16 protein-coding genes are annotated in these 13,710 nt (G+C 66.5%); 5 read left to right on the top strand and 11 right to left on the bottom strand.

What is annotated here, in order from left to right:
• Window positions 1-20: 20 nt before the first annotated feature.
• Together ACYQR9_RS22575 and ACYQR9_RS22580 are read right to left on the bottom strand one after the other, a co-directional pair.
• Entirely contained in the window at window positions 21-1,124 is a 1,104-nt protein-coding gene (locus ACYQR9_RS22575; RefSeq protein ID WP_461228105.1) for an alkene reductase, read from the bottom strand.
• Window positions 1,125-1,333: 209 nt separating this feature from the next.
• Window positions 1,334-2,218, bottom strand: coding sequence for an HpcH/HpaI aldolase/citrate lyase family protein (locus tag ACYQR9_RS22580; RefSeq protein ID WP_311274866.1), 885 nt, complete (start codon window positions 2,216-2,218; stop codon window positions 1,334-1,336).
• 280 nt (window positions 2,219-2,498) lie between these two features.
• On the opposite strand from ACYQR9_RS22580, the gene ACYQR9_RS22585 reads away from it, so the two are divergent.
• A complete protein-coding gene (locus tag ACYQR9_RS22585; RefSeq protein WP_311274982.1) occupies window positions 2,499-2,834 on the top strand; it encodes a DUF167 family protein in 336 nt (111 codons plus the stop codon).
• Between the two features lie 8 nt (window positions 2,835-2,842).
• On the opposite strand, the gene ACYQR9_RS22590 is transcribed toward ACYQR9_RS22585, so the two are convergent.
• Genes ACYQR9_RS22590 through ACYQR9_RS22610 form a run of 5 tightly spaced genes read right to left on the bottom strand, consistent with a single transcriptional unit; the run spans window position 2,843 to window position 6,414 of the window.
• Window positions 2,843-3,214: a tRNA-binding protein gene (locus ACYQR9_RS22590; protein ID WP_461222712.1), complete on the bottom strand. Its 372-nt coding sequence runs from the start codon at window positions 3,212-3,214 to the stop codon at window positions 2,843-2,845.
• A gap of 16 nt (window positions 3,215-3,230) precedes the next feature.
• Window positions 3,231-4,058 (bottom strand): FTR1 family iron permease, encoded by an 828-nt coding sequence (locus ACYQR9_RS22595; RefSeq protein WP_461228106.1) that lies wholly within the window; start codon window positions 4,056-4,058, stop codon window positions 3,231-3,233.
• 43 nt (window positions 4,059-4,101) lie between these two features.
• A complete protein-coding gene (locus tag ACYQR9_RS22600; protein ID WP_056424671.1) occupies window positions 4,102-5,502 on the bottom strand; it encodes a 4Fe-4S binding protein in 1,401 nt (466 codons plus the stop codon).
• A 4-nt stretch (window positions 5,503-5,506) separates the two neighbouring features.
• Entirely contained in the window at window positions 5,507-5,842 is a 336-nt protein-coding gene (locus ACYQR9_RS22605) for a cupredoxin domain-containing protein (RefSeq protein ID WP_056424666.1), read from the bottom strand.
• A gap of 8 nt (window positions 5,843-5,850) precedes the next feature.
• Window positions 5,851-6,414, bottom strand: a complete 564-nt coding sequence (locus ACYQR9_RS22610; protein WP_461228107.1) for an iron transporter — start codon at window positions 6,412-6,414, stop codon at window positions 5,851-5,853.
• 368 nt (window positions 6,415-6,782) lie between these two features.
• On the opposite strand from ACYQR9_RS22610, the gene ACYQR9_RS22615 reads away from it, so the two are divergent.
• Complete coding sequence (locus ACYQR9_RS22615) at window positions 6,783-6,926, top strand: hypothetical protein (protein ID WP_461228108.1); 144 nt, start codon at window positions 6,783-6,785, stop codon at window positions 6,924-6,926.
• Between the two features lie 100 nt (window positions 6,927-7,026).
• Window positions 7,027-7,386: a hypothetical protein gene (locus tag ACYQR9_RS22620; protein ID WP_461228109.1), complete on the top strand. Its 360-nt coding sequence runs from the start codon at window positions 7,027-7,029 to the stop codon at window positions 7,384-7,386.
• Window positions 7,387-7,414: 28 nt separating this feature from the next.
• Here the strand turns inward: ACYQR9_RS22620 and ACYQR9_RS22625 are convergent, their stop codons facing one another.
• From ACYQR9_RS22625 to ACYQR9_RS22635, 3 genes are all read right to left on the bottom strand, one after another.
• Complete coding sequence (locus tag ACYQR9_RS22625) at window positions 7,415-8,599, bottom strand: glycosyltransferase family 2 protein (RefSeq protein WP_461229881.1); 1,185 nt, start codon at window positions 8,597-8,599, stop codon at window positions 7,415-7,417.
• Window positions 8,600-8,750: 151 nt separating this feature from the next.
• The gene (locus ACYQR9_RS22630) at window positions 8,751-10,136 is read right to left on the bottom strand and encodes an MATE family efflux transporter (protein ID WP_461228110.1); all 1,386 of its coding nucleotides are present in this window, start codon (window positions 10,134-10,136) and stop codon (window positions 8,751-8,753) included.
• On the bottom strand, window positions 10,127-10,615 hold the full coding sequence (locus ACYQR9_RS22635; RefSeq protein WP_461228111.1) for a gamma-butyrobetaine hydroxylase family protein: 489 nt from the start codon (window positions 10,613-10,615) through the stop codon (window positions 10,127-10,129). The genes ACYQR9_RS22630 and ACYQR9_RS22635 overlap by 10 nt, the downstream gene beginning before the upstream one ends.
• A gap of 174 nt (window positions 10,616-10,789) precedes the next feature.
• Here ACYQR9_RS22635 and moaA point away from each other — a divergent pair, with 174 nt between their 5' ends.
• Window positions 10,790-11,824, top strand: a complete 1,035-nt coding sequence (gene moaA, locus ACYQR9_RS22640; RefSeq protein ID WP_461228112.1) for a GTP 3',8-cyclase MoaA — start codon at window positions 10,790-10,792, stop codon at window positions 11,822-11,824.
• A gap of 75 nt (window positions 11,825-11,899) precedes the next feature.
• Window positions 11,900-12,766, top strand: coding sequence for an NAD(P)-dependent oxidoreductase (locus ACYQR9_RS22645; RefSeq protein ID WP_461229882.1), 867 nt, complete (start codon window positions 11,900-11,902; stop codon window positions 12,764-12,766).
• Here ACYQR9_RS22645 and miaA read toward each other — a convergent pair.
• The gene (gene miaA, locus ACYQR9_RS22650) at window positions 12,744-13,697 is read right to left on the bottom strand and encodes a tRNA (adenosine(37)-N6)-dimethylallyltransferase MiaA (RefSeq protein ID WP_461228113.1); all 954 of its coding nucleotides are present in this window, start codon (window positions 13,695-13,697) and stop codon (window positions 12,744-12,746) included. The two genes, ACYQR9_RS22645 and miaA, sit on opposite strands and share 23 nt — an antisense overlap.
• Between the last annotated feature and the right edge of the window lie 13 nt (window positions 13,698-13,710).

The following is a 13,710-nucleotide window of genomic DNA, read 5'->3' on the forward strand; positions in this document are numbered from 1 at the left end:
CCGCCTTTCAGGACAAAGCCTCAGCGCCGGAACGCGATGGGGCCGTTCATGCCCGGCCAGTCGGAATAGCCGTTGGCGCCCCCGCCATACCAATACGCCTTCGGAGCCTCGGCGAGCGGTGCGCCGGTGCGCAGCCGCTCCACGAGATCGGGATTGGCGATATAGGGCCGGCCGAAGCTGAACAGGTCCGCCCTCCCCTCGGCGAGGTCCTTCTCGGCAAGTTCGAGCGTGTATTGGTTGTTGCCGATATATGCGCCCTGGAAACGCTCGCGGATCTGCCCGAAATCGACCTCGTCCGGCACTTCGCGGGTCTGTTGTGTCACGCCCTCGATCGTGTGGACGTAGAGCAGATCGAACGCGTTCAGCGCGTCGATATAGGCGCCGAACGTTGCCTTCGGATCGCTGTCCAGCGGTGTCTTGCCGGGCTCCGTGGTGGCGGGCGACAGGCGGATGCCGACGCGCTTGCCGCCCCAGACGTCCGTGACCGCCTTCACCACGGCGAGGGGGAAGCGAAGGCGGTTCTCGATGGAGCCGCCATACTGATCGGTCCGCTTGTTGGTGGAATCGCGCACAAATTGCTCGAGCAGGTAATTATTGGCGGAATGAATCTCGACACCGTCGAATCCCGCGCGCTTCGCGTTCTCGGCGGCCTTGCGATAATCCTCGATGATTCCTGGGATCTCGTCCGTCTCAAGCGCACGGGGCGTCTCATGCGGCTTCATGCCGGATTTGGTGAAAGCCATACCCTCGGGCTTCAGGGCCGAGGGCGCCACCGGCGACTGGCCGTTGGGCTGCACGTCGGGATGTGAGATGCGGCCCGTATGCCAGAGCTGCAGGAAGATGCGGCCGTCACTGGCGTGAACCGCCGCGGTCACGGGCTTCCATCCCTCTACCTGCGCATTGGTCCAGATGCCCGGCGTCAGGGCGTAGCCGACCGCCTGGGGCGAGATGTTGGTCGCCTCCGAGATGATGAGACCGGCATTGGCCCGCTGGGCGTAGTAATCGACCGCGAAATCCGGGGGGATGCCCTCGTCGGAGGACCGGCTCCGGGTCAACGGAGCCATGACGACGCGGTTCTTGAGGGTGAGGTCGCCGAGGGTGAAAGGTTCGAGGATCGGGCTCATGAGGGGCAAGAATCCTTGGGGCAAGACGTCGGCGGAAGGCGGTGGCGCCCTCCGGTGCCAACCTCACCCGATCTGCCCGAACCATCCCGACCCGTCCGTGGGTGGTAACGCGACGGCGAAGGACCGGGGTGAGGCGGGATGAGCGGGAAAGCCCGCTTCACCACGCCTTGTTCCCCGCCCGGCCGAGCCTTCGCGACGCAGGCCCGCCCTCAATACCCTTTGGCGGCAATAGATTCCGACCAGTTCACCGCGCGGCGCGCCATGCTGATATGTTGGCGCTCGTACATGCGACCCTCGACCTTGATGGCGCCCCGCTTGGCGTTCTCCGGCTTGTCGAAGGCGTCGATCACCAGGGTAGCGCGGCGCACTTCTTCCTCGGTCGGGGCGAAGGAGGTGTTGGCCGGTTCGAGCTGGTTGGGATGGATCAGCGTCTTGCCGTCGAAGCCGAGGTCGCGCGCCTGCCGGCACTCCGTGCGGCAGCCCTCCACATCGCCGATATCGTTCCACACGCCGTCGAGGATGGTGAGTCCTTCGGCGCGGGCGGCGGCGAGGGTGAACATCATCCAGGGCAGCATCGGCACCCGGCCCGGCACGAGCTGGGCCCAGGTATCCTTGGCGAGATCGTTCGTCCCGAGGACGAAGCAGGTGAGCCGGGTGCGCCGGTCGCGCCGGGCCTTGGCGATCTCCTGGATGTTGAGGATCGCCGCCGGGGTCTCGATCATCGCCCAGACATCGATGCTCTCGGGGGCGTCGAGGGCTTCGAGATGGTTGGCGATGCTCTCGAGAACCGCCGGCGAGGACACTTTCGGCATCAGGATGGCGTCGGGACAGGCCTGGATCGCGGCCTTCAAATCCGCCTCGCCCCAGGGAGTCTGGGGAGCATTGACGCGGATCACGAGCTCGCGGCTACCATACCCGCCACCCTTCACGGCCGCGCAGACCTGATCCCGGGCCAATTCCTTCTCGTCCGGCCCGACCGCGTCTTCGAGGTCTAGGATCAGAGCGTCCGCCTGCAGCGTCTTCGCCTTGTCGAGGGCTCTCTGGTTCGAGCCGGGCATGTAAAGGACGCTGCGGCGCAGGCGAAGATCGGACATGAACGCATTCCAGTGACGATGCGGTGCAGCTTAGTGCAACACGGCTGCCGCGACAGCCCTCCGGATATAAAATGCGCGCCAATGACGCGCGATTGACAAGCGGCCATGCGTGCCGAAGACCGCCGCATGGGTCTCGCGGGAAAGAGCTGAAGAGAAGACTTTCGCCGATGTTCCGCTTTTTCCTCGCGCCGGGATCGCACTGAGGAAGGGGTCTGGTGTTGGGGCTGATTGGAATCATCTTGCCGTCGGCGGAGAGCCGTTGCCACGCCTCGGCCATGCCATGACCGAGGCGTGTCCCTATACCCTGACTTCGGAGGGGATTCGGCTCGCCGTGCGTCTGACGCCACGTGCGAGCCGAACGGGCCTCGACGGGCTGGTCGAGACCGCCGATGGACGGGTCTGGGTACAGATGCGGGTCGCCGCGCCGCCGGTGGAGGGCGCCGCCAATACGGCTCTTATCGCTGCCTTGGCGGAGGCCCTGTCACTGCGACGGTCTGAGATCCGGATCGCGGCGGGCGAGACCTCGAGGCAGAAAATCCTCGCGCTCAGCGGAGATCCGGCCGGGATGGCCGCGCGAGTGGACGCCTGGATAGCGACCGCTCCCCGCCGGCGGTGAGTCTACATTCAGAACAGGCGGCTTCCGTCCGGCACGGCATGGTCGGGGCGGAACAGTACGACGGCACCGTTCGTATCGGCGAAGCCCAGCGTCAGGACCTCCGAGAGGAACTTGCCGATCTGGCGCGGGGGGAAGTTCACCACCGCGGCGACCTGCCGGCCGACCAGATCCTCCGGCCGGTAATGTTCGGTGATCTGGGCGCTGGAGCGCTTGGTGCCGATGGCCGGACCGAAATCGATGACGAGCTTGATTGCAGGTTTCCGCGCTTCAGGGAAAGGCTCGGCGGAGACCACCGTGCCGATCCGGATGTCGACGGCGAGGAACTCGTCGAAGCTGATCGGGGCGGCCGCCGGGGCCGCCGAATCGTGAGTCACATGCACGGCCTGTGTCTCCGCTTCACGCCGTCCGCAGTGTCCGCCGACGCTTGTCCGCCGACGACCACTGCATGAGGGCGACCATGACCAGGATCGTGCCGAGATAGACGATGACCTGCAGCCCCGTCGGGCGGTCGGTATAGCCGACGAGGGCGTGGAGCACGCGGCCGACCATGCTGCCCTCGGACAGGATGTTGGCGGTGTTCCAGAGCGGCCGGTCGAGCACAGTGATGAGCCCGGCATTGGTGAGGAACTGTGCCGCCTGCGCCGCGAGACCGGCGGCGAGGAAGATGATGAGCGCGCTGGTCACCGAGAAGACGTAGCGGGTCGGGATCGCGGCCAGGCCGAAATAGCTCACCGCCGAGATCAGGATGCCCGCGCCGACTCCGGCCAGCGCCCCGATCTGCAGATCGGGGCCGGACGTGCCCGACGCGACGAGGCCGTAGAGGAACAGGACGAGCTCCGCGCCCTCGCGCAGGATCGCCGCGCCGACGACGAAGGCCAGGGCAGCGGATGTGGTCTCCCCCCTGCGCACGGATTCTCCGGCGGCCTTCAATTCGCCCGCGAGCTCGCGCCCGTGGCGGCTCATCCAGGTGTTGTGCCAGATCAGCATGACGACGGCGGTGGCGAGGACGGCGGCGTTGAGGATGTCCTGACCCGCGCCCTCGAACGCGTCGGAGATCGCTTCGGCGAAGAGCGCCACGAGGCAGGCGCCGGCAAGCCCGCCGACCACGCCGAGGCCGATCCAGCGGCCGCGCCCGGTGATGCCGCGCGTGGCCGCCAGCACGATGCCGATGATGAGGCCGGCTTCGATGACCTCGCGGAAGGCGATGACGAATGCTCCGATCATGCGGAGATTTCCTTCGATGTCGCGGGCGGGCGGTGTGAGCGCCCTACCAGATCCAGAACAGAAGCACCCAGCCGGAAACCGACAGGGTGGCGGCGGCGGCGATGCAGGCCGTCGCGCCCGCCCGGCGCCATCCGCCGGTGGTGAGCCCCGCCACCTGCCAGGCGAGCCACGCGCTCCACAGGCTCGCGCCGATGAGCAGCCCGGCACGCATTTCGGCGACGTAGGGAAGCGGGAGCCCCTCCCCGCGCAGGAAGGTGACGGTGAGGGCCGAGAGGCCGAGGAAGACGCCACATCCCGCGATGGGGATCAGCGTCTGCGTCAGGTGGTGGAAACGCGACGACGACCAGGGGCCGAGAAAGCGAGTGCCGAGGGCCACGAGGGCGGAGAGGCCCACCCCCAGGATGATCGTCGCGGCGCCGATATAGGCCAGCAGCAGGCCGCCATCGAGCAGGGTCATGACGTCGTTGTGCTCGGGGTAGTTGGTGAGCACGAACCACGGCAAGGTGGTCTCGAGCGGCCAGACCATCCCGTGTTCGATGAACCAGGTGGCGAGCCATTGCTTGGCGTCGATGAACCAGGGGCTCGACGACCATTGGAAGGCACCGGCCGCGAGGCCCATCATGCCGAACAGGATCAGGACCGTCTGTTCGAGGCTCGGCTCGGTGCCGGCCACATGGACGATCTCGTAGGCGGGGGAGCGCCGGGCGAGGCGGACCGCGCCGCGATAGCCGCTGCAGCGCCCGCACATATGGCAGGAGCCGGCCCCGCGCATGGTCTTCACCGGCACCAGGGGAGCGCAGTTGAAGGCGGCGCCCTGCGGCTTGTCGGAGGCGGCCCAGGCGGGGCGGTCCACCTGGAAGCTCACTGGCGCGAGCTTGGCCAGCACCGCGAAGACCCCGTTCACGGGGCAGAGATAGCGGCACCAGACGCGCTTGTTGCGGCCATAGACGAGGCCCACCGCGATCGCCGCCACGGTGGAGCCGCCGAGGACGGCGAGCACCGGCTTCGGGTAGCCGTAGACGCTGACCATCTGCCCGTAGACCGTGGTTCCGGCGAACGCGATGAAGGGCCAGCCGCCCCAGGTGATCCAGCGCGGCACCGCGCGGCCGAGGCTCCAGCGGCTGGCGAATTCCGTGAGCGTGCCCTCGGGGCACAGCACCCCGCACCAGGCCCGGCCGACGAGCACCATGCTCACGAGGACGAAGGGCCACCAGATGCCCCAGAACGCGAACTGCGCGAGGACGGTCAGGTTGTTCCAGAGATGGGCGGTCCGGTCCGGCAGGGGCAGGAAGGCCGGCACGGCCACGAGGACGAGGTAGACCGCGACCACAGCCCATTGCACGCTGCGGATGATCCCGCCGTGGCGCTGGAGCCAATGGCCGAGTTCCGCGAGGCGCTGGTCGATCCAGGCTTCACGCAGGTCCGTCGAGACGCTCGCCGCCATCGGGCTACTTCGCCACCAGCTTGGCTTTGGCTTCCGGGTGGAAGTCGTCGAACACGTCGTAGGTGCCGGGGTCGAGGGTGCGGAACACGATTCCCGAGGTTGAGCCAGCGGCCAGGGCCTTCTCGCGCTTCAATTCCATGCTCTCGAACTCCACCGGCGAGGTGCCGGTATTGGTGATCTCCAGCTTGAAGCGGGTATTGGCCGGCACCTCGATGATCTCGGGGATGATCACGCCGTCCTTCATCTCGACCTTGATCACCGGCATGTCATTGGCCGATGCAAAGCCGATGCCGGCTGCCATGAAGGTGCAGGCGAGTGCAAGGCTGCGGACGTGCTGCATCACGGTGCTCAATACGCGCCCTTCTTGCCGGTGCCGGCGAAGGTGAAGTCTTGGATCAGGTCGAAGGGCTTGAACCATTCGGCGACACCCGTCTCCTTGTCCACGTGGCGGCCGAAATGCTGGTTCTTGCCGGGAGGCGCCACCGTGAGCTTGAGCCGGTAGCGGCCGGGGCCGCTCAGCTTGACGTTGTCGCCGTAATGCGGGCCGTCATTGGCTACCATCGGCATCAGCGAGCCGCTCACCTTCGGACCCGTGGCGGCCTCGCCCTCCAGCTTCGTCAGTTCGAAGCTCACGTCGAGGGAGGGCAGCCAGTCGCCCTCGGCGAACCCGTTACGGTTGTCCTTGGCCGCGCGGATATCGGCTTCGAGGTGGATGTCGGATTGCGCGGCGGCGCGCATCATGTCCAGCGGGTCCATCTCGATCGGCTGAAGATAGACCGCCGTCACTTCCAGCCCGTCCTTGAGCATGGGAGGGCCGATCGGCGTCTCCTTGGCCGAGGCGAAGCCGGTGCCCAGGGCCGCGAAGGCCAGCAGGGAGGCGGAAATCAGTGCGGAGTGAGTGATCTTGCGCATTGTCGCTAGCGCGTAGCCCAGCGATCGTCGGAAGCAAAGCCGGTTCTTGAGAAAAACCATATATCAGAATACTTCCAATGTGTTGCACCGCCAGGAAGCCAGGGTGTTCGCCCGGCCTTACCCTGACGGACAGGGCTGGCGTCGGTTTTTCAGCCCGATGGCGGGAATCACCGATCATCGGGAATTTTCTAAGGCATCTTCGATACCGCTGCGGCTCATCCCATGCCGGATGCTCGGTTCGCGACGGCGGGGCGTTAACGGACGCGCGACCGATCCGTGAACAATGGGATGCGCTGGCTGGGGGGCTTGGCCGGAGACATCATCTCGGCCGCTCCGTACGGTTCGGCCGGGAAATCCTCAAGCTGTTCATGACCTCGCAATCGGAGCGCGAGAAGGCGCCCGAGGTGATGCATGGCATGACGGCGGCCTTCCAGGCCCTCTCCGTCACGACGGCACAACGTGTGGTTCGGATGAACGCCGCGCGATATCTGGCCAGCACCAATCATGGCTGATCGGTGCGACTTTGCGCGAGATTTTGCATGGCATATTTTGTTGACGAACAGAGACTATCCTCACGGCCTATGAAGTCCAACCCCGACCGACCTTGTTGTCATGACGCAGCTGCACAAAGACATCGCGACGAGTTTCGTGAACGTTCGCATGAAGATCGAAGCTTATGCTTCCGTGGGTGAGGATTTATCTGGCGAGTTGAGGCGGTGGACCGATAGTGCGATGCGGTTCATCGAACCCGACCCTACGATCCACGTGCTTCACCGCAGCGTCCTGGAAAGTACGGACGACCTTGTCGGCCTGATGATGGAGCAGCCTCGTCCGCGCGCCTCGACCATCCTGACGGCCAAGACCCATCTCACGAAGGCCTTCGACGAACTCGAAGACGCCATCTTGAAGCGAGGCATTCTTTCGGTGAGAGGCGAGAAAGTCGGCCTGGGGATCGCAGGCAGGCCGATCTGAAGGCGTCGTATTTGTCGAAGCGCGAGGCTCAGTGAGAGGCGGGATCGACTGCCATTGTCTTGGCTTCAGGCAGTGTCTTGGCTTCAGGCAGTTCGGGGGACGGCAGTTTGCGGTTCAGGGCCGAAGCAGCGCGTAGGAATGTAAGGACGACCGTCGCCAGGCGGATATGGTGGGGCAGTTGCCGAGGGCCGAGCGGACGGTAGACCAGTTTGGGGCTGACACGCTCGATCTCGGCGACCGCGAGTCCGACGAGAGGCTGCTTAGCGATCCGCACGGCATCCGCCTCGGGGATCGACAGTTTGCGTGCCCAGGCCGTGGTGGTCGCCAAGGCGCTCGTGGCGTGGAGCCGACGAAGGCGGCGTCGCCACAGATAGCGGTAGAGCGCGCGGGGAACCGCCTCCATACGTGCATCGCAGAGGCTGTCAGGCACCTCGCAGCGCGCGCGTATCGTATCGGCGACGCCACCGGGCGCGCGGCCGACCAGGCGGCCGGAAACGGTGACGACCACGTCCTTGGCGTGCCGCACTCGCAGCCCGTGCTGCAGCAGGGCTGCCACGAAAGCGCCGTCCTCGCCGAGGGCGATCATCGGCATGCCCCCCACCTTACGGTAGGCTGAGAGGCGGACGGCGAGCGTGGCGCCGATCGTCGTCCGGTGGCACGGCCAGGGATCGTGCGGATCGTGATCGATCCGTGCTTCCAACTCGGTCAAGAGATCGCTGTAGGCATCTTCGAGCTTGCCCCGTGCGCGAAGCGACTTGGGCAGTGCCGCCCATTCGTCCTCATCGATCTGGATGCGCCCCGCTACGGCATCGGCCCCGGCATCCAAGGCTGCGAGGTTGCGCGCAACCCAATCCGACGGCACCCGGCTGTCGGCATCCGAGGTCAGGATCGTTCCGGCGGTGCCGTCCGGGCCGATCCATTCGGCAGCGGCTTCCATGGCCGCGCAGCGCGCCCATCCGGCATGGGCGCCGTCGAAGGTGACCATCCTGACCCGGACCGGGATCGACATGTCCTGCACGAGTTCGGCAACGATCCGATCCGTGCCGTCGCTGCAATTGTTCAGGAACAGATAAAGCCCGAGGCTGCCGGGACGCACGCCCTCCTGCGCGTCGATGGCGCGGAGGCAGGCCTCGATCCGCTCGGCCTCGTTGTAGACCGGGATCGCGATGACGGTGTCGGGAACCGAGGAGGCGAAGCGCGGCGACGTATCGATGGCGGGGGCGACGTCGGAGAGGGTGGTATAGGGCACGGAGGACTCCGATGAGGCGGCGCGGATGGATACCGGCGCCGATCCCCGGCTGGTGAGACGTGCTCAGTGTATCGATCGAAGCTGAACGGCACCAATCCGGCTCGGACGCCGACGATCAGGGCGCGCGCACATCCCTTGCCGCAGGCGCACTATCGAAGGTCCGGCGGGCGAGCCCCGGATAGGCCAGAGCCTGACTGGCGCCGCGTGCCGCCAGCAGAATCAGGAACGAGAGCCACAGACCCATATTCCCGAAGCCTGCGGTGTGAGCGATGCCGATCGCCACGGCGTAGACGCCGGTGGCCGCGATCATCAGATTGCGCATGGCCCGTGTCCACGTGGAGCCGATGTAGATTCCATCGAAGGCGAACGGCACGGAGGCAACGAGAGGAGCGAGTGCGGCGGGGGCCAGATACGCACGCGCCGTTTCGCGCACCTCCGGGCTCGTCGTGACCGTATCGATGAAGGCTGCGCCGAAGGCCAGGAACAGTGTCGCCACCGCTAGGCCGAAGGCAACGCACCAGATTACACTGAGGCGGGCCGCGCGGCGGAAACCGGCTTCGTCACGCGCGCCGACCGCCTGCCCGCACAGCGTCTCGGCCGCGGTGGCGAACCCGTCGAGGAAAAACCCTCCGATGAGGAAGAGATTCCACAGGACGGCATTCGCCGCCAGGATTACGTCGCCCGAGCGCGCACCGAGCGCGGAAAACAGGGCGATGGCACCGACCAGCAGCAGGGTGCGGATCATGACGTCGGCATTGACGCTGAGCATGCGCGCCAATGCCAGTGGATCGCGAATGACGGCGAACGGTACCGCGAACGGACGCGAGCCGAGCCGGGCCAGCAGGACGAGCCCGATGCCGGTTCCGGCGGCTTCGGCGACGAGCGTGGCCATGCCGGCTCCCGCGACGCTGAGATCCGCCCAGAGCACGAGGAAGAGGGTCAGGACGATGTTGACGAGGTTGATCGCCACCTGAAGCAGAAGTCCGAGATCGGTCCGCCCACGACCGAGCACCGAGCCGAGGATGGCATAGTTCGCCAGCGTGAATGGGGCCGCGAAGATGCGGATGTGGAAATAGGTGGCGAGACCCGCGATTACTGCCGGGCTCGCGCCGCTGAGCGGGAAGGCCCCGGTCGCGATCGGCACCTGAGCGGCGACGATGACGAGCCCCACCAGGATTCCGGCCGCAAGCGAGCGGGCCAGGATCCGGTCGATCTCGGCCGAGTCGCGGGCACCTGCCGCCTGAGCCGTGAGCCCTGCCGTCGCCATGCGAAGCGAGCCGAAGGACCAGAAGATCGCATCGAACACCACTGCACCCAACGCCATGGCGCCGAGGAGAGCGGCATCGCCGAGGCGCCCGATCACCGCCGCCCCGACGAAACCGAGGAGCGGGGTGGTGACGTTGGCGAGCGTCATCGGCAAAGCCAGCGCCAGGATGCGGCGGCTGGTGGCGGGAGTCGGGGTCGCGATACCGTTCGGGTCCGCGGTGGCGGTCAGTGACATCCGCACCCGCTTCCGCAGCTTCCTTCGCTCTTCGGAGGCTCGCCCTTTGCCGGATTGGTGGCCGGACGCCGGGCGGCATCGCGCACGAGGCCGCGCTCTTCGAGCTCGGACAGGTACTTCGCCCAGCGGTTCCGGTACTCACGGCCGAGGTCGTAGAGATAGCCCCAGCCGAACAGCCCGGTATCGTGCATGTCGTCGAAGGTGAGCTTGACCGCGTAATTGCCCACCGGCTCCACCGAGAGGATCGCCACGTCTCGCTTTCCGCCGATGACCTTGCGCTCGGCGGGGGAATGTCCCTGAACCTCGGCCGAGGGGCTCGAGACGCGCAGATATTCCGCTGGCAGCGCGAACTTGCCGCCATCCTCGAAGGAGACGTTCAGCGTCCGCTTGTCGCCTGACAGGCGGATCTCGGTGGGCCACCGCTCCGGTGCGGCGACCTGCTGTCCGGTGGGGAGGGGATCGGCGTGATGCTGGCTCATACTGGAACTCTCATGCCTGTAACAGTCTCGGATGCAATATATGTGTAGAGCGTACGGGGCATGCGTCGGCATGCGCTTGCTCCGTGGCCACCAACGCCTCATATGCCAGTGATGCTAGGTTCCTCGCGCGACCACGCTTCAGAAATCTCCCCAGCCAAGAGCCACGAGTCTCCCATGGGTGTTGCCTATGCCGAACCCGTAGCTTCGAAAGCGCAAGCGCCCCTGATAGACCCGTTCCAGCGGGCTATCACCTATCTTCGCATCTCCGTGACCGATCGCTGCGACCTGCGATGCGTCTATTGCATGTCGGATGACATGACGTTCCTGCCCAAGCGTGATCTGCTCACGCTAGAGGAACTCGACCGGCTCTGTGGCGTGTTCATCGACCGGGGCGTGCGCAAGCTCAGGATCACCGGCGGCGAGCCGCTCGTTCGCCGCGACATCATGCATCTCTTCCGTCGTCTGTCGCGCCATCTAGGCACAGGCGCCCTGGAAGAGTTGACGATGACGACGAACGGCACGCAGCTCGGTCGCTTCGCATCGGAACTCGCCGAACTCGGCATCAGGCGTGTGAACGTGTCTCTCGACACGCTCGACCCGGACAAGTTCCGCGCCGTGACGCGGCGCGGCGACCTCAAGGTCGTGCTCGACGGCATCGAGAAGGCCCGCAAGGCAGGCATCAAGGTCAAGATCAACGCCGTGGCGCTGAAGGGCGTGAACGAAGACGAGATCGCCGACATGATCGCCTGGGCCCATGGCGATGGCATGGACATGACCCTCATCGAGGTGATGCCCCTCGGTGAAGTGGATGGTGACCGCACCGACCAGTTCCTGCCCCTGTCTGTTGCCCGGGCACGTCTCGAACAGCGATACACCATGATTCCGCTGCCGGACCGCACCGGTGGCCCTGCCCGCTATGTCCGCATCGCCGAGACCGGGGGGCGGCTCGGCTTCATCACGCCTCTGACCCATAATTTCTGCGAGAGCTGCAACCGTGTCCGCCTGACCTGCACGGGGAAGCTCTACATGTGTCTCGGCCAGGAAGACGCGGCCGACCTGCGCGAGGCCCTGCGCGCCTCACCGGACGACGCCCTCGTCACGCAGGCCGTCACCGATGCCATCGCTCGCAAGCCCAAGGGCCATGACTTCGTCATTGAGCGCGCCCGACCGGCTGCCGTACCACGCCATATGAGCGTCACGGGCGGCTGAGACCGTCTCGCGTTTGACCCCTCCCGCCATCGAATCTAGACCCGCCGCAAACGTAGTGACAGATGGAGACGGATGATGGCGAAGGTCGCGTTCCTGGGCCTGGGTGTGATGGGCGGCCCGATGGCGGGTCACCTCGCCAAGAATGGCTACGACGTCACCGTCTACAACCGGACCGCCGCCAAAGCGGAGGCCTGGGTGAAGGCCAATGGGGGCGCCTTCGCCAAGACCCCGCGCGAGGCGGCTGCCGGACAGGAGATCGTCTTCGCCTGCGTCGGCAACGACGACGACCTGCGCGGCGTGACACTGGGTGAGGACGGTGCCTTCGCCGGAATGGAGAAGGGAGCGATCTTCGTGGATCACACCACGGCCTCGGCCGAGGTCGCCCGCGAACTGTCCCAGGCCGCGTCCGAACTCGGCCTCGGCTTCATCGACGCTCCCGTTTCCGGCGGACAGGCCGGCGCCGAAAACGCGGCGCTCACCGTGATGTGCGGCGGGGACGAGGCCACCTACGCCAAGGTCGAGCCCGCGATCCTGAGCTTCGCCAAGGCCTCACGCCTGATGGGACCGGCGGGCTCCGGCCAGCTCACCAAGATGGTCAACCAGATCTGCATCGCCGGCATCGTCCAGGGCCTGTCGGAGGCGATCCACTTCGCCAAGCGTGCCGAGCTCGACGTGGATGCGGTGCTCGACGTGATCTCGAAAGGCGCGGCCGGCTCCTGGCAGATGGAGAATCGCGGCCGGACGATGAATGCCGAAAAATTCGATTTCGGCTTCGCCGTCGACTGGATGCGCAAGGATCTCGGCATTCTCCTCCTCGAAGCCCGGCGCAACGGCGCCAAGCTCCCGGTCACCGCCCTCGTCGACCAGTTCTATGCCGACGTGCAGGCCATGGGTGGCAACCGCTGGGATACGTCGAGCCTCATCGCCCGCCTGGAAAAATGAGGCTGGTCGCCACGGCGAGGGCCGCGTCGGGATCGGTCCAGGCCCAGTCCTCGCCCATCTGGTGGCGGAACCAGGTGAATTGCCGCTTGGCGTAGCGCCTTGTATCGCCCTGGCCGCGCTGGATCGCCTCGGCGAGGGGGATCGTCCCGTCGAGATGAGCGATGAGGCCCGGCACGCCGTGGGCGCGCATGATCGGCAGGAGCGGATCGAGGCGGCGCTCCCGCAGGGCCGCGACCTCGTCGAGGGCGCCCTCCTCGATCATCGCCACGAAACGTCGGTCGATCCGGGCGCGCAGGGTCTCGCGCTCGGGGGCGAGGAACAGCTTGACCAGACGTTTGCCCGCCAGCGGCCCTGCGACGCGCTCGCCATGAAACGCCGAGATCGGTCTCCCGGTGGCGGCGAAGATTTCGAGCGCCCGCATGATCCGGGCGCGGTCGGTGGGCCGCAGCGTTTCCGCCCCGGCGGGGTCGACCTCCGCGAGGTCGGCATGGAGCAGGTCGGTGGCCCGGTCCTCGGCCCGTGAGCGAAGCGCGGTTCGGATCTCATCGGGGACCGGCGGCAGGTCCGACAACCCCTCTTCCAGGGCGCGAATATACAGGCCGGTGCCGCCGACGAAGATTGGAAGCCGGCCGTTCAGATCGACGAGGAGGCGCGTGGCATCGCGGGCGAAGTGCCCGGCGGAGTAATTCACCGCGCCATCCACCTCGCCGTAAAGCCGGTGGGGCGCCAGCGCTTCCTCCTCGACGCTCGGCCGCGCCGACAACCGTCGCAGATCGGCATAGACCTGCATGGAATCGGTGTTGACCACGACGCCGTCGTGACGGCGCGCGAGTTCCGTCGCGAGGCCGGACTTGCCCGAGGCGGTGGGCCCTGCGATGAGGATCGCCGCCGGGGGCGCCTGTCTGTGTGATCCGTCCGTGACCGGCGGCAAGGCGTGGACACTC

Source organism: Methylobacterium sp. CM6241, assembly GCF_054817845.1.